Here is a 19,422-nt window from a genome sequence, read left to right on the forward strand (position 1 = left end):
GGGACTGCGTTTCTCCAAATCACTGCGCCATATCAAGCAAACGATAATTCCTCTTATTCAAACTCACTCGCCCTGTTAGACTTTGCGCCTTTGTTTTCGCCCGTCCGCAGGATGTCTGATGCCCTCGCTGCCGCTTCGCTTGTCCGCACTGTTTCTGGCCCTGGGCCTGAGTGCCTGCGATGACGCCCCGCGTTTTACCAAGGCTGAGCCGGGTGAAGCGCGTTCGGGCGGAGCGGCGACTGTGCGCAAGACCGATCAGAATGCGTTCTCCCTGCCTTCGGCCAATCTGCCGCCGTCGCGCCGGGTCGACTTCAGTGTCGGCAACAGCTTCTTCCGCAGTCCGTGGGTGATCGCCCCGTCGACCACCACCGCGCGCGATGGCCTCGGCCCGCTGTTCAACACCAACGCCTGCCAGAACTGCCACATCAAGGATGGTCGTGGACACCCGCCAACGCCGGATGCGGCGAACGCGGTGTCGATGCTGGTGCGTCTGTCGATTCCCGATTCGCCGGCCTATGCCAAAGTCATCGAGCAAGTCGGCGTGGTGCCCGAGCCGGTCTACGGCGGCCAGTTCCAGGACATGGCCGTGCCCGGGGTCACCCCGGAAGGCAAGGTGCGCGTCGAGTACACCCCGGTGCCGATTCGTTTCAAGGACGGCACCGAAGTGGAGCTGCGCAAACCGGTTCTGCAATTCACTCAGTTGGGCTACGGCCCGATGCACCCGGACACGCGTTTCTCGGCCCGCGTCGCACCGCCGATGATCGGCCTCGGCCTGCTCGAAGCCATTCCCGAAGAAGCGATCCTCGCCAACGCCGCCGCACAGGCCAAAGAGAACAACGGCATTAAGGGTCGCGTAAATCGGGTCTGGGACGATGAGTTACAGAAAACCGTGGCCGGCCGTTTTGGCTGGAAAGCCGGGCAACCGAATCTCAATCAGCAGAATGTCCACGCGTTTTCCGGAGACATGGGCCTCACCACCAGCCTGAGACCCTTCGATGACTGCACCGACGCGCAAACCGCGTGCAAGCAGGCGCCGAACGGCAATGGCCCGGACGGCGAGCCGGAAGTCAGCGACAACATCCTGCGTCTGGTGCTGTTCTACACACGCAACCTCGCAGTGCCGGCACGTCGTGGCGTCAACGACCAACAAGTGCTGGCTGGCAAGAATCTGTTCTTCCAGGCCGGTTGCCAGTCCTGCCACACGCCGAAATACACCACCGCCGCCAACGCCGCCGAACCTGAACTGGCCAATCAAGTGATTCGCCCGTACAGCGATCTGCTGCTGCATGACATGGGCGACGGTCTGGCCGACAACCGCACTGAATTCCAGGCCTCCGGCCGCGACTGGCGCACCCCGCCGTTGTGGGGCATTGGCCTGACGCAGGCAGTCAGTGGTCACACCCAGTTTCTGCATGACGGCCGCGCCCGCAACCTGCTCGAAGCCGTGCTCTGGCATGGCGGCGAAGCGCAGCAGGCGCAGCAACAGGTTTTGTCTTTCAACGCCGAGCAGCGTGCTGCGCTGCTGGCGTTCTTGAACTCACTTTAAACACTTAAAAGAATCGGGAGCCCGACATGTTCCGTCCCAAGTTGTTGTTCACCAGCCTTGCCGCACTCGCCCTCGGCGCCTGCTCGCCGCAGGACCCGCAAGCAGTCACGTCGGCGGCCATCGCCAAATCGGTGATCCTGCCGACCTACACCCGTTGGGTCGAAGCCGACAAGCAACTGGCCGTCAGCGCCCTCGCCTACTGCCAGGGCAAGGAAACCCTGGAAACCGCTCGCGCCGACTTCCTGCACGCGCAGAAAGCCTGGGCCGAGCTGCAACCGCTGCTGATCGGCCCATTGGCCGAGGGCAACCGTTCGTGGCAGGTGCAGTTCTGGCCGGACAAGAAAAACCTCGTCGGCCGTCAGGTCGAGCAACTGGTCGTCGCCCAGCCGCAAATCGACGCCGCCGCCCTGGCCAAATCCAGCGTCGTGGTGCAGGGCCTGTCGGCTTACGAATACATCCTGTTCGATGAAAAACCGGACGTCGCCAACGCCGAGCAGAAAGCCAAGTACTGCCCACTGTTGATCGCCATCGGCGAGCGCCAGAAGCAACTGGCCGAAGAGATTCTGCAGAGCTGGAACAACACCGACGGCATGCTCGCGCAAATGAGCAAGTTCCCCAACCAGCGCTACGCCGACTCCCACGAAGCGATCGCCGATCTGCTGCGTGTGCAGGTCACCGCCCTCGACACCCTGAAGAAAAAACTCGGCACACCAATGGGCCGTCAGAGCAAAGGCGTGCCGCAACCGTTCCAGGCTGATGCGTGGCGCAGCCAGTCGTCGCTGACCGCGCTGGAAGCCAGCCTCGCTGCAGCCAAAACCGTCTGGGAAGGCGTCGACAACAAAGGCCTGCGCGGTCTGCTGCCGGCCGAGCAGAAACCGTTGGCGGACAAGATCGACGCCGCTTACGCCGCGTCGCTGAAACTGTTCGACAGCAGCCAGCGCTCGCTGACCGAAATGCTCCAGGACGACGCCGGTCGTCAACAACTCAACGATCTCTACGACAGCCTCAACGTCGTCCATCGCCTGCACGAAGGCGAACTGGCCAAGGCGCTGGGCATCCAACTGGGCTTCAACGCCAACGACGGTGACTGATGAGGGCAAGTGCCATGCTGCGACGCCAGGCTCTGACTTTAGGTAGTTTGCTGCTGGGAGCAGTGACACTGGGCGGCTGGACGCTGTTCAAGCGCAAGGATCAGAGCCCGTTGTTGCTCTCGGCGCGCGACGACACCGACGGCAAGCATTACGCCGTCGGTTATCGGCTGGACGGTACGCAGGTGTTCGCCACCGAGGTCGGCCAGCGCTGCCACGACATCATCAACCACCCGACGCTGCCGATCGCGCTGTTCGTCGCCCGCCGCCCGGGCACCGAGAGCTACCTGATCGATCTGCGCGACGGGACGTTGCTGCAAACCGTGACGTCGCAGCCGAACCGGCATTTCTACGGTCACGCCGTGGTGCACAAGGACGGCGAATACCTGTACGCCACCGAGAACGACACCACGGATCCGGGGCGTGGCCTGCTCGGGGTGTACAAGTTCGAAGGCGAGCGGCTGGTGCACAGCGGCGAGATTTCCACCCATGGCCTCGGCCCGCATCAGGTGTCGTGGATGCCCGATGGCGAAACCCTGGTGGTGGCCAACGGCGGGATCCGCACCGAGGCCGAAAGCCGCGTCGACATGAACCTCAACGCCATGGAACCGAGCCTGGTGCTGATGCAGCGCGATGGCACCCTGCTGAGCAAGGAAACCCTTGCGCAGCAGATGAACAGCGTGCGTCACCTGGGCATTGCCAGCGACGGCACCATCGTCGCCGGCCAGCAGTTCATGGGCGCCTCGCATGAGCGCTCCGAGCTGTTGGCGATCAAGCGTCCGGGCCAGCCCTTCGTGGCATTCCCGGTGCCAGAGCATCAGTTGCAGTCGATGGGTCATTACACCGCCAGCGTCGCAGTGCACAGCGATCTGCGGCTGGTGGCGCTGACCGCGCCGCGTGGCAATCGCTTCTTCATCTGGGACCTGGACAGCGGCGAAGTGCGTCTCGACGCGCCGCTGCCCGATTGCGCCGGTGTTGGTGCGGTGAAGGATGGCTTCGTCGTGACCTCGGGTCAGGGCCGTTGCCGCTACTACGATTGCCGCCAGGATGAGCTGCTGGCCAAACCGCTGGAATTGCCGGCGGGGCTCTGGGACAACCATCTGCACTTGATCGCATAACCCACCTGTTCTGAGTACGACTCATAACCTGTGGCGAGGGGATTTATCCCCGATCGGCTGCGCAGCAGTCGCAAAACCATCGCACACGGTTCAATTGACAGACCGCGGTTTCAGGTTTTGGGGCGGCTTCGCCACCCATCGGGGATGAATCCCCTCACCACAGGTTCAGTGTTTAGACTTCCTCACTCCGTCCTCACTGTAATAACTGCCAGTTGGAATCCCCACCTGACTCGGAGTAATGTGCCCGCCTGTCTCACCTGATTTATCCAAGGAACTGGAAATATGCTGCGTCGCCGCATGCTGATCATGTTGGGTGTTGTCTTGCTGGTCGTCCTGGTATTGGGCGGGTACAAAGCCTTTTCGATCTACACCATGATCCAGGGCTTCTCCAAACCAAAACCGCCGATCAGCGTCGCCGTGGCCCGCGCCAGCGAACAGCCGTGGCAGATGCGTTTGCCCACCGTCGGCTCGCTGAAGGCCTTGCAAGGCGTCGAGCTGAGTCTGGAAGTCGCCGGCACCGTCACCGAACTCAAGTTCGAATCCGGACAGAAGGTCAAGGCCGGGCAACCGCTGCTGCAGCTCGACAGCGCGGTCGAGACCGCCCTGCTGGAAACCGCCAAGGCTGACCTGGGACTGGCGCAACTGGATTTCGGTCGCGGCAGCCAACTGGTCGACAGCCGCGCGATCTCCAAAGGCGAGTACGACCGTCTCTCCGCCGTGTTGCAAAAGAACAAGGCCACGGTCAATCAGCTCAACGCTTCGCTGGCGAAAAAACGCATCCTCGCGCCATTCAGCGGCACCATCGGCATCCGTCAGGTGGATGTCGGCGACTACCTCGCCAGCGGCACCAAAATCGCCACCCTGCAGGATCTGAGCAGCCTCTACGCCGACTTCTATGTGCCCGAGCAATCGGTGCCAAAACTGGCCATCGGGCAACCGGTGCAGATTGGTGTCGCGGCCTATCCCGGGCAGAACTTCCCCGGCGCCATCAGCGCGATCAACCCGATTGTCGAGAGCACCACACGCAATATTCTGGTGCGCGCGACCCTGGCCAACCCCGACGGCAAATTGCTGCCGGGGATGTTCGCCAGCCTCAACGTGTTGCTGCCCGATCCGCAGAAACACATCGTGGTGCCGGAAAGCGCGATCACCTACACCCTCTACGGCAACTCGCTGTACGTGGTCGGGCAGAAAAAGGCCGAGGACGGCAGCGTCGAAAAAGACGACAAGGGCCAACCGGTACTGATCGCCGAACGTCGCTTCATCGAGACCGGTGAGCGCCGCGATGGCCTGGTGATGATCAACAAGGGCGTGCAGAGCGGCGAACAAGTGGTGACCGCCGGCCAGATCAAACTGGACAACGGCGCACACATTGCCATCAGCGACGACAAGCCCCTCGGCGAGCAGAACAGTCCGCCTCGCGCCGACTGATCAAGGAATCCCCATGGCTTTTACCGATCCGTTCATCCGCCGCCCGGTGCTCGCCACCGTGGTCAGCCTGCTGATTGTGCTGCTGGGTTTCCAGGCCTGGAGCAAACTGCCGCTGCGCCAGTACCCGCAAATGGAAAACGCCCTGATCACGGTGACCACCGCCTACCCCGGGGCCAACGCCGAGACCATTCAGGGCTACATCACCCAGCCGATGCAGCAAAGCCTGGCCAGCGCCGAGGGCATCGACTACATGACCTCGGTCAGCCGCCAGAACTTCTCGGTGATCTCGATCTACGCACGCATCGGGTCCAACACCGACCGTCTGTTCACCGAACTGCTGGCCAAGGCCAATGAGGTGAAGAACAAACTGCCGCAGGACGCCGAAGACCCGGTGCTGAGCAAGGAATCGGCCGACGCCTCGGCGCTGATGTACATCAGTTTCTTCAGCAAGGACTTGAGCAACCCGCAGATCACCGACTACCTGTCGCGGGTGATCCAGCCGAAACTGGCGACCCTGCCGGGCATGGCCGAGGCGGAGATTCTCGGTAATCAGGTATTCGCCATGCGCCTGTGGCTCGACCCGGTGAAGCTCGCCGGTTTCGGCCTCAGCGCCAGCGACGTGACCAACGCCGTGCGCCAGTACAACTTCCTCTCCGCCGCTGGCGAGGTGAAGGGCGAGTACGTGGTCACCAGCATCAACGCCAACACCGAACTGAAGTCCGCCGAAGCCTTCGCGGCGATCCCGCTCAAGGTCAGTGGCGACAGCCGCGTACTGCTCAGTGATGTCGCGCGGGTCGAGATGGGCGCGGAAAACTACGACTCGATCAGCTCGTTCGGCGGCACGCCGTCGGTGTACATCGGCATCAAGGCCACGCCGGGCGCCAACCCGCTGGACGTGATCCGGGAAGTGCGCAAGCTGATGCCGGAGCTGGAAGCGCAATTGCCGCCCAACCTCAAGAGCGAGATTGCCTACGACGCCACCCAGTTCATCCAGGCCTCGATCGACGAAGTGGTGAAAACCCTGTTCGAAGCGGTGCTGATCGTGATTGTGGTGGTGTTCCTGTTCCTCGGCGCGTTGCGCTCGGTGGTGATCCCGGTGGTGACCATCCCGCTGTCGATGATCGGCGTGATGTTCTTCATGCAGATGATGGGCTACTCGATCAACCTCCTGACCCTGCTGGCGATGGTGCTGGCCATCGGTCTGGTGGTGGATGACGCAATTGTGGTGGTGGAGAACATCCACCGGCATATCGAGGAAGGCAAGACGCCGCTGGAGGCCGCGCTGGAAGGTGCGCGGGAAATCGCCATGCCGGTGGTGTCGATGACCATCACCCTGGCGGCGGTGTATGCGCCGATCGGCTTCCTCACCGGGCTGACCGGGGCCTTGTTCAAGGAGTTCGCCCTGACCCTGGCCGGCGCCGTGGTGATCTCCGGGATCGTTGCCCTGACCCTGTCGCCGATGATGTGCGCCCTGCTGTTGCGCCACGAAGAAAACCCCAGTGGCCTGGCGCACCGCCTCGACCGCATTTTCGACGGTCTCAAGCGCCGCTACCAGAGCATGCTCCACGGCACATTGAACACACGGCCGGTGGTGCTGGTGTTCGCGGTGATCGTGTTGTGCCTGATCCCGGTGTTTCTCAAGTTCACCAAGTCGGAACTGGCGCCGGACGAGGATCAGGGCATCATCTTCATGATGGCCACGGCCCCCCAGCCGACCAACCTCGATTACCTGAGCACTTACACCGACGAATTCATCAAGATCTTCAAGGAGTTTCCGGAGTACTACTCCTCGTTTCAGATCAACGGCTACAACGGTGTGCAAGCGGGCATCGGCGGCTTCCTGCTCAAGCCATGGAACGAGCGCAGCCGCACGCAGATGCAGATCCTGCCCGAGGTCCAAGGCAAACTGGCGAGTATCCCCGGCCTGCAGATTTTCGGCTTCAACCTGCCCTCCCTGCCTGGCACCGGTGAAGGTTTGCCGTTCGAATTCGTGGTCAATACCGCCAACGACTACGAATTGCTGCTGCAAGTGGCCGACCGGATCAAGAAACGTGCGATGGAGTCGGGCAAGTTCGCCTTCGTCGACCTCGATCTGGCGTTCGACAAGCCGGAAGTGGTCGTCGATATCGACCGTGCCAAAGCCGCGCAGATGGGCGTGTCGATGCAGGATCTGGGCGGCACCCTGGCGACGCTGCTGGGTGAGGCGGAAATCAACCGTTTCACCATCGAAGGCCGCAGTTACAAAGTGATTGCCCAGGTCGAACGACCGTACCGCGAAAACCCTGGCTGGCTGAACAACTACTACGTGAAGAACACCCAGGGCGAGCTGCTGCCGCTGTCGACGCTGATCAAGGTCAGCGACCGGGCGCGACCGCGCCAGCTCAACCAGTTCCAGCAACTCAACGCGGCGAAGATTTCCGGATTCCCGTTGGTCAGCATGGGCGAGGCCATCGATACCGTGCTGCAGATCGCCCGGGAAGAAGCGCCTGCCGGGTTTGCCTTCGACTATGGCGGCGCCTCGCGCCAGTACGTGCAGGAAGGCAGCGCTCTGTGGGTAACCTTCGCCCTGGCGCTGGCGATCATTTTCCTGGTGCTGGCGGCGCAGTTCGAGAGCTTCCGTGATCCGCTGGTGATTCTGGTGACGGTGCCGCTGTCGATCTGTGGTGCGTTGATTCCGCTGTTCCTTGGCTGGTCGAGCATGAACATCTACACCCAGGTCGGACTGGTGACCCTGATCGGGCTGATCAGCAAGCACGGGATCCTGATCGTCGAGTTCGCCAACCAACTGCGCAAGGACAAGGGCCTGACCGCGCGCGAAGCGGTCGAGGAAGCGGCGGCAATCCGCTTGCGCCCGGTGTTGATGACCACGGCGGCGATGGTGTTCGGCATGGTGCCGTTGATTCTGGCGACCGGTGCGGGCGCCGTGAGCCGGTTCGATATCGGCACCGTGATTGCAACGGGGATGTCGATCGGCACCCTGTTTACGCTGTTTGTGCTGCCGTGCATCTACACCCTATTGGCGAAACCCGATCCGAAATAACAGCGATTTACCCTTGTGGGAGCGGGCTTGCTCGCGAAAGCGTCAGGTCAGTCAACAGCAATGCTGAATGTGCCGGCCCCTTCGTGAGCAAGCCCACTCCCACCCTTGATCGCGGCCAGCCCCCCCAATCCTTCATCCACCACAGTCCCCTGTGGCAGCGGGCTTGCTCGCGAAAGCGTCAGGTCAGTCAACAGCCATGCTGAATGTGCCGGCCTCTTCGTGAGCAAGCCCACTCCCACCCTTGATCGCGGCAAGCCCCCCAATCCTTCATCCACCACAGTCCCCTGTGGGAGCGGGCTTGCTCGCGAAAGCGTCGGGTCAGTCAACAGCAATGCTGAATGTGCCGGCCCCTTCGTGAGCAAGCCCACTCCCACCCTTGATCGCGGCAAGCCCCCCCAATCCTTCATCCACCACAGTCCCCTGTGGGAGCGGGCTTGCTCGCGAAAGCGCCAGGTCAGTCAACAGCAATGCTGAATGTGCCGGCCCCTTCGTGAGCAAGCCCACTCCCACCCTTGATCGCGGCCAGCCACAAACCTGCCATCCATCGCCGATCCCACAGGGGAATGGTGTGATCCCTGGAACACGCGCAATAAAAAAGGCCTCGCATCTGCGAGGCCTTTCATTTTGGCTTCAATCGGTTCAACTCTGTGGCCTCATCCCTTGAGAAAGTCCGAACATGAACAACAACAGATCATGGTCAGGTTTAGTGGCCACGGAGGCTTTCGCCACCCGTGGTACTGCGCAGTGAGCATCGCCTGTGGTAGCACCGATCACCTGCATGCGGGGCTGCTCCCAGGCCGCCACCGCCAATGAAGCAACTGCCAAGGCTCCAACCAAAAACAAACCTCGTGCAATTTCGAGTTTCATCGCTATAAACCTTTGATAGCGCTGCCAAACGCCGTCTCATAAAAGTAGACGAGTTTTTTCCAGTCCGTGTCGCTGAACGACGAATGGCGACGCAATTGCTTCATGTCATGGGAGGCCGCGCGATAAGCGGTCAGACGCTGACGGCATTTCTCCAGATCGATCAATGCCACTTCGACCTGAGCCGAATCACCTTCGCCGGTCACCCGTACAAAAACGTGTTTGATGTAGATACAGCTGTGCTGCCAACGGCCCTTGTGCATGCGCGCGAGGTTTTCGGCCAGGTCTTTGAGGACGCGCTCGTAAACCGCTTCGCCATATTGGGCACGGCCACCGGCGGCTTCCCACTTCTCGAGTTCGTCGAAACCGTCCAGCGACTTGGTCACCAGCAGCGCACGCCACTTGTGTTGCGGATCGGGCTGCGCACCGCAGAAGACGATTTGCGGGACGCGTACGCCGAGGCGGCTGACACCGGTCAGGGCATCCAGCTCTCGCAAGACTGTCGGCCGGCCGAAGGGATGCAGCCAACTGCGATAGATATGTCCGGTCTGGCGCTTGGCATACAGTAACTGGCCGTCACGGCCCACGACTCGTTGCACACCACTTTCCCCGCCACGGCGCACGTTGGGTTCTTCCACCCATTCACCGCGCTGGTTCCAGTAGTAGTCGAAGCGATCTTGGGGAGCGACTTCCGTTTCTGCTGCTATTTGCACCGCCATCCTGTTACCTCTTGCGTAATACGTAAACCCGCCACATGGCATAGAGCGGAATGAAGTCCAGTTGTTCCTGAATGCGAAAACCTGCCTCTTCGAACTCTTTTTCTACTGTCACAGCCGGTAACACAAACCGGTTTTGGTAACCTTCCTGCCCGCGCCGCTGTTCAGCGCGTTTGCGTTTCCAGGCCTTGAAATTACCGTCCACCCACAACGAAATGATTACGCTGTCACGGGTGACACGCTCGAATTCGCGCAAAATCGTCCGCCGATGTTCGGCTTCACCGATGTGATGCAGCAAACGCATGCAGAAAATGCTGTCGACGGCGTTATCCGGCAAGGCAATGTCGAACGCTGACGTGTGCAAAGGTTGTACCCGTTTCACCACATCAGCCGGCTGCGCCTGCATCGCGGTCTTGATCATAGACTCGGAATTGTCCGCGCCAATGATCACCCGATTGGGTTTTTCCGCCAGCAACGGCCAGAAACGCCCTGCACCACACGGCAGATCCAGAACCAGCCCCGGCTCGCCCGCCAGCGTCAACGCCTTGCGGGCCAGTTGCTCGTCCCGCCAATGTGACAACCGACGACCGAGACCGTCCTGATGCTTGCGCAAATATTTTTGTGCATGCTGGTCATCATACTTTTCGGAAAAATCGAGCTTGATCGGTCTGCTCATTTTCAGGACTCCTGAATAACTGATGCCCCTACCATAGGTAGTGGCATGTCAGCGTCAGGTCGTCCCTTTGTGAAAATTACGTCAGGTAAACCGGCAAACTATTACAGGGTTTTACAGGGAGAAAGCAATAGCGCGGGGCCATCAGCGACCGTCAGCACGGCCCAGCGTCACCTCAAAGCGGCAGCCATTGGGCTGCATGGTGCTCAACGTCACCTCCCAGCCCTGGTTTTCACAGATCCGCTGCACCAGCGACAAACCCAGACCCAGGCCTTCGCCGCGCTTCTCATTGCCGCGCACGAAGGGCTGGAACATGGCCTCACGTTTTTCCTCGGGAATGCCGACGCCCGAGTCTTCGACGACGAAGCCGTTGTCGTTGAGCGTCAGGCGGATGAAGCCCTGCTCGGTGTAGTGGCAGGCGTTGCGCAACAAATTGCCCATGACCGCGCTGAGCAGAGTCGCGTTGAAGCGAGTGTCCGGCGGATTGCCCGGCTCGAACATCAGCCGCAGCCCTTTCGATTCGATCGGTTCACGCCAGATACTCAACAAGCCATTGGCCACCTGACTGATGTTCTGCTGCGGCGCTGAACCGGCGTCTTCACGCTGGGCGCGGGCGAGCATCAGGAAGGTCTGCACCAGTTCACGCATTTCTTCGCTGGCGCGGGCGATGCGCTCGACCTGGGCACGACCGCGTTGATCCAGCCCCGGATTTTCCAGCAGCAGTTCGCAGGAACTGGCCAGCACCATTAACGGCGTGCGCAGTTCGTGGCTGACGTCACTGGTGAACAGCCGCTCGCGGGTCAGCGCCTGACGCAGACGACCAAGCGTTGCATCGAACGCCACCGCCAGTTCGCCGACTTCGTCAGCCGCATAGTCCGGCGCCAGTGGCGGCGCCAGACCGAGCAACTGATCGCGATGCCGTACTTGCCGTGCCAGGCGCACCACCGGCGCCATGACCTTGCGCGCCAGCACCCAGCCGAGGAATACGGCCAGCGCCAGACTGAGCACAAAGCCCACCAGCACCACGGCAAACAGCACGCGTTCACGCTCTTCGAAATCGCTTTGATCCTGCAGCAGCACGTAGCGGCGACCGTCGACGATCTCGACCATCGCGTGATACGACAGCTGCTCGCGGAACACTTCGTGGAACCCCGCATCGAGGTGACGCAGATCCTTGGGCAGCTCGAAATCACCCGGTCCGCCGCTGAAATAGAACAACTGGTCCGGTTCCGGGCGATGGCTCCAGTCCGAGACGTTGTCCATCAGCAGCAGACGTTGCAGGTCGCCGCCCAGCCCCGCCGAAATCAGTTTCTCCTCCACCAGGTGCACGGTCGCCACGATGCCCATGGCGAAGGCCCCGGCCACCAGCGCACTCATCAGCGCAAAGGCGATGATGATCCGCTGGGAAAGGCTTTGCTTAAACTCCATCACGCCCCTCGGCCAGGCGGTAACCCACGCCGTGCACGGTTTGCAGCAACGGCTTGGCGAATGGCTTGTCGATCACCTGACGCAATTGGTGGACGTGGCTGCGCAGGCTGTCGCTGTCCGGGCAGTCATCGCCCCACAGCGCTTCTTCGAGAATTTCCCGACGCAGGACGTGCGGACTCTTCTGCATCAAGACTGCCAGCAGCTTCAGCCCGACCGGGTTGAGCTTGAGCAGCTTGCCCTCGCGGGTCACTTCCAGCGTGTCGAGGTCGTAGGTCAGGTCACCGACCTGCAGCGCGCGACGGCCGCCGCCCTGGGTGCGACGCATCACGGCTTCGATGCGTGCCGCCAGTTCCGACAGGGCAAACGGTTTGACCAGGTAATCATCAGCCCCGGACTTGAAGCCCTGCAGGCGGTCGTCCAGTTGATCGCGGGCGGTGAGCATGATCACCGGCGTATCGCGTCGGGCGTCTTCACGCAGGCGCTTGCACAGGGTGTAGCCGTCGATCCCCGGCAGCATGATATCGAGCACGATCAGGTCGTAATGCTCGGTGGCAGCCAGATGCAGGCCCGACAAGCCGTCCTGGGCGCAATCGACGGTATAGCCTTTGAGCCCCAGGTAATCGGCCAGGTTGGCCAGGATATCGCGGTTGTCTTCGACCAATAGAATTCGCATTGGCATCTCCTCCGTACACAGTTACGGCCGTCATGGCCCGCGCAGCTTAAGGCCAACGCCGTTTCAGGGCTAGGGCCGGCAGGCACGCCGATCCATTTGCCTAACCAAATTAAATATTTAACAAAGTTTTCACTATGGATTCACAACCTGATTACAGTGGCGCCGTGACACTCGCGCGCCATTGATATAAGGAAAACGAGACAATGGACCCTTTCAAGACTGCGCCCATGCGCTTTCTGCTGCTCATCACCGGCGCCTGGCTGGTCATCTTTCTTCTGACTCGAGCGGTACTGCTGCTGACTCACCTGGATGAGGCCGGCGGCTTCGCCCTGTCGGTGTTCGGCATCGGCGCGCTCTACGACCTGGGTTTCCTGGCCTATGCGGCATTGCCGATGGGCTTGTACCTGCTGCTCTGCCCGCCGGGCCTGTGGCGTCGTCGTGGGCATCGCGGGTTCCTGCGCGCCCTGCTGACCATCAGCCTGTTCGCCATGCTGTTCGTGGCGGTGGCCGAATGGCTGTTCTGGGACGAGTTCGGCGTGCGTTTCAACTTCATCGCCGTCGATTACCTGGTGTATTCCGACGAAGTGCTGAACAACGTCCTCGAGTCGTACCCGATCGGCAAACTGCTGAGCCTCCTCGCGGTACTGGCCGTGGTTATCAGCTTTGCCTTGGGCAAGCCGTTCAATGCTGCCATGAATGCCCCGCTGCCAGCGCTGCGCGGGCGTCTGCTCAGTGCCTTGGGCCTGTTGATCGTCGCGGGTCTGAGCCTGCAACTGCTCAGCCAGGACGCCCCACGTGCCCAGGGCGGCAACGCCTACCAGAACGAACTGGCCAGCAACGGCCCGTATCAGTTCTTCGCCGCGTTCCGTAACAATGAACTCGACTACACCCAGTTCTACAAGAGCCTGCCGGCAGAAAAAGTCGCCAGCCAGATCCGCGCCGAGCTGAGCGAAAGCGACGCGCGCTTCATCGGCAAGGATCCCCAGGACATTCGCCGGGTGATCGACAACCCGGGCACCCCGCGCAAGCCGAACATTGTGCTGGTGACCATCGAAAGCCTGAGCGCCAAGTACCTGGGCAGCAATGGCGACGGTCGCAACCTGACGCCAAACCTCGACGCCTTGCGCAAGCAGAGCCTGTACTTCAACAACTTCTACGCCACCGGCACCCGCACCGACCGCGGTCTGGAAGCGATCACCCTGGCCATCCCGCCGACGCCAGGCCGCTCGATCGTCAAGCGCATCGGCCGTGAAAGCGGTTTCGCCAGCCTTGGCCAGCAGTTGAGCGCGGTGGGTTACGACAGCGTGTTCGTCTACGGCGGACGCGGCTACTTCGACAACATGAACGCGTTCTTCAGCGGCAACGGCTATCGTGTGGTCGATCAGAGCAGCGTCGATGAAGCCGAGATCCACTTCAAGAACGCCTGGGGCATGGCCGACGAAGATCTGTACCGCCAGACCCTGAAACTGGCGGATGCCGACTACGCCAAACAGCAGCCGTTTCTGCTGCAACTGATGACCACCTCCAACCATCGCCCTTACACCTACCCGGACAACCGGATCGACATCAAATCCGGCAACGGCCGTGATGGTGCGGTGAAGTACACCGACTATGCGATTGGTCAGTTCCTGGAGCAGGCGCGGCAAAAGCCGTGGTTCGACAATACGATCTTCATCTTCGTCGCCGACCACACCGCGGGCAGCGCCGGCAAGGAAGACTTGCCGATCAGCAACTATCAGATTCCGCTGTTCATCTACGCGCCGAAAATGATCGAAGCCCGCGAAAGCGCGCAACTGGCCAGTCAGATCGACCTGGCGCCGACACTGCTGGGCTTGCTCAACCTGGATTACACCTCGACGTTCTTCGGTCGCAACCTGTTGCAGGACAACCCGCTGCCACCGCGCGTGGTGGTCGGCAACTACCAGCATCTGGGCCTGTTCGACGGCAAGGATCTGGCGATCCTCAGCCCACGCCAGGGCTTGCGCCGGCATGATGATGCATTGACCGAGAGCCGTGAATCGCGAGTTACCAGCGACGATCCGCTGGTCAGCCGGGCGATTGCGTATTACCAGGCGGCCAGTTATGGCTTCAAACAGCAGTTGTTGAGCTGGAAGCCGGCGAAGGACAGCACTGTCCAGGTCAGCGAGCAGTAACCGACGGTGGTTCAGGTCAGGTCAGTCAAGCTTTGTGTCGACTGCTCTGACGCCATCGCTGGCAAGCCAGCTCCCACAAGGATTGCGCTAAACCTGTGGGAGCTGGCTTGCCAGCGATGGCCCCACCTCGGTATAGCGCCAACAACAAATCGAAGGCAATAAAAAACCCCGCCTGCTCATCGCAGGCGGGGTTTTTCGTTACAGGGGTAAGGCTGGCTTACATCATGCCGCCCATGCCACCCATGCCGCCCATGTCTGGCATACCGCCGCCAGCCGAGCCTTCTTTCTTCGGTGCATCAGCAACAGCCGCTTCGGTGGTCAGGATCAGACCGCCGATCGAGGCTGCAGCTTGCAGAGCGGAACGGGTTACCTTGGTTGGGTCCAGGATGCCCATTTCGATCATGTCGCCGTATTCGCCCGAAGCAGCGTTGTAACCGAAGTTACCTTTGCCGTTCTTCACTTCGTTGACGACTACGCTTGGCTCGTCACCGGAGTTGGCAGCGATCTGACGCAGCGGTGCTTCAACAGCACGACGCAGTACAGCGATACCGACGTTCTGGTCAGCGTTGTCGCCGGTCAGTTCGGTCAGGGCTTCCAGAGCACGGATCAGCGCAACGCCACCGCCAGGTACCACGCCTTCTTCAACGGCTGCACGGGTTGCGTGCAGGGCGTCTTCAACGCGGGCCTTCTTCTCTTTCATTTCAACTTCGGAACCAGCGCCAACCTTGATCACTGCAACGCCGCCGGACAGCTTGGCCAGACGCTCTTGCAGTTTTTCACGGTCGTAGTCCGAGGAAGTCTCGGCAACCTGGGCGCGGATCTGAGCGATACGGGCTTCGATGTCGCCTTGTACGCCAGCACCGTCAACGATGATGGTGTTTTCCTTGGACAGGGTCACGCGCTTGGCGTTACCCAGGTGCTCCAGGGTGGTGCTTTCCAGGCTCAGGCCGATCTCTTCGGAGATCACGGTACCGCCGGTCAGAACGGCGATGTCCTGCAGCATGGCCTTGCGACGGTCGCCGAAGCCTGGAGCCTTGACGGCTGCAACCTTGACGATGCCACGCATGTTGTTCACGACCAGAGTCGCCAGGGCTTCGCCTTCAACGTCTTCGGCAACGATCAGCAGTGGACGGCCGGCTTTGGCAACGGCTTCCAGCACTGGCAGCATTTCGCGGATGTTCGAGATCTTTTTGTCGACCAACAGGATCAGCGGGCCGTCGAGCTCGGCCACCATGGTGTCCGGCTTGTTGACGAAGTACGGGGACAGGTAGCCACGGTCGAACTGCATGCCTTCTACAACCGACAGTTCGTTTTCCAGGCCCGAGCCTTCTTCAACGGTGATCACGCCTTCTTTACCGACTTTTTCCATGGCTTCGGCAATGATGTCGCCGATGGAGTTGTCGGAGTTGGCGGAGATGGTGCCTACCTGAGCGATAGCCTTGGTGTCAGCGCATGGCTTGGACAGGGCTTTCAGCTCTTTGACGATCGCGATGGTCGCTTTGTCGATACCGCGCTTCAGGTCCATCGGGTTCATGCCGGCAGCGACGGCTTTCAGGCCTTCGTTGACGATCGATTGAGCCAGAACGGTCGCGGTGGTAGTACCGTCACCAGCGTCATCGTTGGCACGGGAGGCAACGTCTTTGACCAGCTGCGCGCCCATGTTTTCGAAGCGATCTTCGAGTTCGATTTCCTTGGCGACGGAAACGCCGTCCTTGGTGATGGTCGGAGCGCCGAAGCTCTTCTCGAGGATCACGTTACGGCCTTTCGGGCCCAGGGTCGCTTTTACCGCGTCAGCCAGAACGTTGACGCCTTTGAGCATCTTGGAGCGGGCGGCATCGCCGAACTTAACTTCTTTAGCAGCCATGATCGATATTCCTTAAATACTTTGTAGTAACGGGAAAATGAGCGGGGAAATCAGCCTTCCAGTACAGCGAGAATCTCGTTCTCAGCCATTACCAGCAGGTCTTCGCCGTCGACTTTCACAGTGTTGCTGCCGGAGTAAGGACCGAACACAACCTTGTCGCCGACTTTAACGGCCAGCGCACGCACTTCACCGTTTTCCAGAGTCTTGCCTGGGCCTGCAGCGACGATCACACCGTGGTTGGCTTTTTCAGCAGCCGAACCTGGCAGGACGATACCGCCAGCGGTTTTCTTTTCTTCTTCGCTGCGACGGATGACGACGCGGTCATGCAGAGGACGAAGCTTCATTGTCGATCTCTCCTAATTGTGGTTTTCATCGGCCGGTGTAGTCCCGGCGGGTTTAACAAATCCGGCCTGCGCCGGTTGCGGTTCGTCGAGCGAACCGCGGAAGTCTGTCCGGCTTGAATGCCGGAAACCTTTCGGTGACCGATACATAAGGGCGCATAAGCTTATTACAAGGGCGGGGGCAGAAAATTTTTCATCAATTGCCCCTTGAATGCCGCGCATAAACAAACGGCACCCGAAGGTGCCGTGCCGAAGCAGGGGTTACTTGCTGTCGCGATGTTCGAACTCGCCTTCGATCACATCACCCTCGCGGCCCAGAGGCTGGCGCGGTGCAGGACCGCCACGGGGTTGCAGGTCGTCGGCGAAGGCCCGCTGACGCATCGCCTGTTCTTCGGCGCGCTGACGCATTTTATTGGCCAGCAGACGACGGGTGAACGGCAGCAGCATCACCAGACCGACCACGTCGCTGATGAAGCCCGGCAGGATCAACAGGCCACCGGCCAAGGCGAGCATCAAGCCTTCAAGCATGGTCTGTGCGGGCAACTCACCGCGATTCAGGCTTTCACGGGCACGCAGTGCCGTGGCCAGACCGGCGACGCGCAGTACGAACACACCGAACATCGAGCCGAGAATGATCAGCAGCAGGGCCGGGAAAAACCCGATCGCCCCTGCCACTTTGACGAATACGAACAGCTCCAGCACCGGAAACAGCAGAAAGAGCAACAAAAAAGGGCGCATCAAAGATTCCTCAACGCAAGAAATGCCTTGCAGTAAGCCTTAGATGACGTCGCCCTTTCGTGAATTCAAGCGTCGGCCACCGCATTTTTTGGCCAGACCTCGGCGTGAGCCAGAGAAACCAAGGCTTCGCGCACTTGTATCGGCGTATGACAAAGCGCTGGAAACGGCAGCCAATACAGTGCCTGACCGATGCGCAAGTGCATGCCTTCGCTGTCGATTCCGGCCAGTTGCGCCGGTACGGTTTTCGGCAACCCGCTGAGCTCCACGTAGTGGGCGATGGCTTTGGCGTGATCGCAGTTCATGTGCTCGACCATGCTGATTTCCGCCTTGCCGGCAAACGGGTTGGCCAGGGTCAGCTGATCGATCCAGTGAATCGCGCCGAAACCGCCGATGTAGCGATGACGCACCGGGTTGAGCACCCAGAAATCAAAATCGTGGGCCTTGTGATAGTTCTGCGAGTCGGGGAAATACCGGTAGTAACGTTCGGCGGCGGCTTCGATGGCAGCCGGGTCTTCGAGCTTCTGCGCTTCGGCCAGACAGGTCAGGCGACCAACGGCCTGCACGTCGTCGGCCTCGCGCTCGCCCACCAGCAGCGAACATTTCGGGTCCTTCTGCAGGTTGTGGGTGTGCTGGGCGATGCGGCTGATCAGGATCAGCGGGCGACCCTGCTCATCCAGGCAATACGGCACCACCGAGCCAAACGGGAAACCGGGCATCGATTTGGAGTGGGTGGACAATACGCCACGGTATTCCTTGAGAAGCAATTCTCGGGCATTCTTGGCCGCTTCAACGCTCAATTTATGACTCCTTAAATAGAATCCGTCGAAAAAACGGACAGGCGCCTGGGGATAGGTCCCGGTCACGCCATCGGGCAATGCTCATGTGCAGTCTGGCCATAACCGGTACGGATCGAGCGTCGCCAATAACAAAAACCACTCAGACCGGCTATCGGGGCATGCGAATGCAACTCAACGACAAAATAATCATTATCACCGGCGGTTGCCAGGGTTTGGGCCGTTCCATGGCCGAGTATTTCGCCGGCAAAGGCGCGAAGCTGGCCTTGGTGGATCTCAATCAGGAAAAACTCGACGACGCGGTCGCAGCCTGCAAGGCCAAAGGCGTCGAGGCGCGCAGCTATCTGTGCAACGTGGCCAATGAAGAACAGGTTGAGCACATGGTCGCGCAGGTTGCCGAAGATTTCGGCGCGATCCATGGCCTGATCAACAACGCCGGGATCCTGCGGGATGGTCTGCTGCTCAAGGTCAAGGACGGCGAAATGACCAAGATGAGTCTGGCCCAGTGGCAGGCGGTAATCGACGTCAACCTGACCGGCGTGTTCCTGTGCACCCGTGAAGTGGCGGCGAAAATGGTCGAGCTGAAGAACAGCGGCGCGATCATCAATATTTCTTCGATCTCCCGAGCCGGTAACGTCGGCCAGACCAACTACTCTGCCGCCAAGGCTGGCGTGGCCGCAGCCACTGTGACCTGGGCCAAGGAACTGGCGCGTTATGGCATTCGCGTGGCAGGCATTGCGCCGGGCTTCATCGAAACCGAGATGACCCTGGGCATGAAGCCGGAAGCGTTGGAGAAGATGACCTCGGGAATCCCGCTCAAGCGCATGGGCAAACCGGAAGAGATCGCCCATTCGGCGGCGTACATCTTCGAGAACGACTACTACACCGGGCGGATTCTGGAGATGGATGGCGGCTTGCGGATCTGACTGGCAATACAAAAACCAGTGTGGGAGCG

General features: G+C 60.6%; 16 protein-coding genes. 7 read left to right on the plus strand and 9 right to left on the minus strand.

Annotation, left to right across the window (positions count from 1 at the left end):
* Positions 1-118 precede the first annotated feature (118 nt).
* The 5 genes from E4T63_RS21965 to E4T63_RS21985 all read left to right on the plus strand — a co-directional run bounded on the left by E4T63_RS21965 (position 119) and on the right by E4T63_RS21985 (position 8,223).
* Positions 119-1,546 carry a di-heme oxidoredictase family protein gene (locus tag E4T63_RS21965; RefSeq protein WP_135296453.1) on the plus strand — a complete coding sequence of 476 codons (1,428 nt, stop codon included), beginning with the start codon at positions 119-121 and terminating at the stop codon, positions 1,544-1,546.
* A gap of 26 nt (positions 1,547-1,572) precedes the next feature.
* Positions 1,573-2,637 (plus strand): imelysin family protein, encoded by a 1,065-nt coding sequence (locus E4T63_RS21970; RefSeq protein ID WP_096795126.1) that lies wholly within the window; start codon positions 1,573-1,575, stop codon positions 2,635-2,637.
* Between the two features lie 14 nt (positions 2,638-2,651).
* Entirely contained in the window at positions 2,652-3,752 is a 1,101-nt protein-coding gene (locus tag E4T63_RS21975; protein WP_135296454.1) for a DUF1513 domain-containing protein, read from the plus strand.
* Between the two features lie 282 nt (positions 3,753-4,034).
* A complete protein-coding gene (locus E4T63_RS21980; RefSeq protein WP_135296455.1) occupies positions 4,035-5,183 on the plus strand; it encodes an efflux RND transporter periplasmic adaptor subunit in 1,149 nt (382 codons plus the stop codon).
* Positions 5,184-5,196: 13 nt separating this feature from the next.
* Positions 5,197-8,223, plus strand: a complete 3,027-nt coding sequence (locus E4T63_RS21985; RefSeq protein WP_135296456.1) for a multidrug efflux RND transporter permease subunit — start codon at positions 5,197-5,199, stop codon at positions 8,221-8,223.
* A 639-nt stretch (positions 8,224-8,862) separates the two neighbouring features.
* Here the strand turns inward: E4T63_RS21985 and E4T63_RS21990 are convergent.
* The 5 genes from E4T63_RS21990 to colR all read right to left on the minus strand — a co-directional run bounded on the left by E4T63_RS21990 (position 8,863) and on the right by colR (position 12,577).
* A complete protein-coding gene (locus E4T63_RS21990; protein ID WP_025111684.1) occupies positions 8,863-9,090 on the minus strand; it encodes a hypothetical protein in 228 nt (75 codons plus the stop codon).
* Positions 9,091-9,092: 2 nt separating this feature from the next.
* Positions 9,093-9,806 carry a lipopolysaccharide kinase InaA family protein gene (locus E4T63_RS21995; RefSeq protein WP_096795130.1) on the minus strand — a complete coding sequence of 238 codons (714 nt, stop codon included), beginning with the start codon at positions 9,804-9,806 and terminating at the stop codon, positions 9,093-9,095.
* Positions 9,807-9,810: 4 nt separating this feature from the next.
* Positions 9,811-10,479 (minus strand): class I SAM-dependent methyltransferase, encoded by a 669-nt coding sequence (locus E4T63_RS22000; protein ID WP_098965345.1) that lies wholly within the window; start codon positions 10,477-10,479, stop codon positions 9,811-9,813.
* Between the two features lie 141 nt (positions 10,480-10,620).
* Positions 10,621-11,904 (minus strand): sensor histidine kinase, encoded by a 1,284-nt coding sequence (locus E4T63_RS22005; protein WP_135296457.1) that lies wholly within the window; start codon positions 11,902-11,904, stop codon positions 10,621-10,623.
* Complete coding sequence (gene colR / locus E4T63_RS22010) at positions 11,894-12,577, minus strand: two-component system response regulator ColR (RefSeq protein WP_007964011.1); 684 nt, start codon at positions 12,575-12,577, stop codon at positions 11,894-11,896. Before colR ends, E4T63_RS22005 begins: the two co-directional genes overlap by 11 nt.
* Before the next feature lie 203 nt (positions 12,578-12,780).
* Between colR and E4T63_RS22015 the strand changes: the two genes are divergently transcribed.
* Positions 12,781-14,730, plus strand: coding sequence for an LTA synthase family protein (locus E4T63_RS22015; protein WP_134787220.1), 1,950 nt, complete (start codon positions 12,781-12,783; stop codon positions 14,728-14,730).
* Between the two features lie 217 nt (positions 14,731-14,947).
* Here E4T63_RS22015 and groL read toward each other — a convergent pair whose 3' ends face one another.
* The 4 genes from groL to E4T63_RS22035 form a co-directional block, all read right to left on the minus strand.
* Positions 14,948-16,594, minus strand: a complete 1,647-nt coding sequence (gene groL / locus E4T63_RS22020; protein WP_007964008.1) for a chaperonin GroEL — start codon at positions 16,592-16,594, stop codon at positions 14,948-14,950.
* 50 nt (positions 16,595-16,644) lie between these two features.
* Positions 16,645-16,938, minus strand: a complete 294-nt coding sequence (locus E4T63_RS22025; protein WP_003227685.1) for a co-chaperone GroES — start codon at positions 16,936-16,938, stop codon at positions 16,645-16,647.
* Positions 16,939-17,196: 258 nt separating this feature from the next.
* Positions 17,197-17,673, minus strand: a complete 477-nt coding sequence (locus E4T63_RS22030; protein WP_034153496.1) for an FxsA family protein — start codon at positions 17,671-17,673, stop codon at positions 17,197-17,199.
* Between the two features lie 65 nt (positions 17,674-17,738).
* Positions 17,739-18,470, minus strand: a complete 732-nt coding sequence (locus E4T63_RS22035; RefSeq protein WP_135296458.1) for a HugZ family protein — start codon at positions 18,468-18,470, stop codon at positions 17,739-17,741.
* Between the two features lie 164 nt (positions 18,471-18,634).
* Between E4T63_RS22035 and E4T63_RS22040 the strand changes: the two genes are divergently transcribed.
* Entirely contained in the window at positions 18,635-19,393 is a 759-nt protein-coding gene (locus E4T63_RS22040; protein ID WP_098965353.1) for an SDR family oxidoreductase, read from the plus strand.
* Positions 19,394-19,422: the final 29 nt, after the last annotated feature.

Origin of the sequence: Pseudomonas fluorescens, assembly GCF_004683905.1 — a bacterium.
Classification (GTDB): Bacteria; Pseudomonadota; Gammaproteobacteria; order Pseudomonadales; family Pseudomonadaceae; genus Aquipseudomonas; species Aquipseudomonas putida_A.

Coding starts and splice junctions, on each gene's coding strand:
- E4T63_RS21975 (WP_135296454.1), top strand. CDS start 2,652: ATGCTGCGACGCCAGGCTCTGACTTTAGGTAGTTTGCTGCTGGGAGCA.
- groL (WP_007964008.1), bottom strand. CDS start 16,594: ATGGCTGCTAAAGAAGTTAAGTTCGGCGATGCCGCCCGCTCCAAGATG.
- E4T63_RS22000 (WP_098965345.1), bottom strand. CDS start 10,479: ATGAGCAGACCGATCAAGCTCGATTTTTCCGAAAAGTATGATGACCAG.
- E4T63_RS22030 (WP_034153496.1), bottom strand. CDS start 17,673: ATGCGCCCTTTTTTGTTGCTCTTTCTGCTGTTTCCGGTGCTGGAGCTG.
- E4T63_RS22005 (WP_135296457.1), bottom strand. CDS start 11,904: ATGGAGTTTAAGCAAAGCCTTTCCCAGCGGATCATCATCGCCTTTGCG.
- E4T63_RS21985 (WP_135296456.1), top strand. CDS start 5,197: ATGGCTTTTACCGATCCGTTCATCCGCCGCCCGGTGCTCGCCACCGTG.
- E4T63_RS21990 (WP_025111684.1), bottom strand. CDS start 9,090: ATGAAACTCGAAATTGCACGAGGTTTGTTTTTGGTTGGAGCCTTGGCA.
- E4T63_RS21965 (WP_135296453.1), top strand. CDS start 119: ATGCCCTCGCTGCCGCTTCGCTTGTCCGCACTGTTTCTGGCCCTGGGC.
- E4T63_RS21980 (WP_135296455.1), top strand. CDS start 4,035: ATGCTGCGTCGCCGCATGCTGATCATGTTGGGTGTTGTCTTGCTGGTC.
- E4T63_RS22040 (WP_098965353.1), top strand. CDS start 18,635: ATGCAACTCAACGACAAAATAATCATTATCACCGGCGGTTGCCAGGGT.
- colR (WP_007964011.1), bottom strand. CDS start 12,577: ATGCGAATTCTATTGGTCGAAGACAACCGCGATATCCTGGCCAACCTG.
- E4T63_RS22015 (WP_134787220.1), top strand. CDS start 12,781: ATGGACCCTTTCAAGACTGCGCCCATGCGCTTTCTGCTGCTCATCACC.
- E4T63_RS21995 (WP_096795130.1), bottom strand. CDS start 9,806: ATGGCGGTGCAAATAGCAGCAGAAACGGAAGTCGCTCCCCAAGATCGC.
- E4T63_RS22025 (WP_003227685.1), bottom strand. CDS start 16,938: ATGAAGCTTCGTCCTCTGCATGACCGCGTCGTCATCCGTCGCAGCGAA.
- E4T63_RS21970 (WP_096795126.1), top strand. CDS start 1,573: ATGTTCCGTCCCAAGTTGTTGTTCACCAGCCTTGCCGCACTCGCCCTC.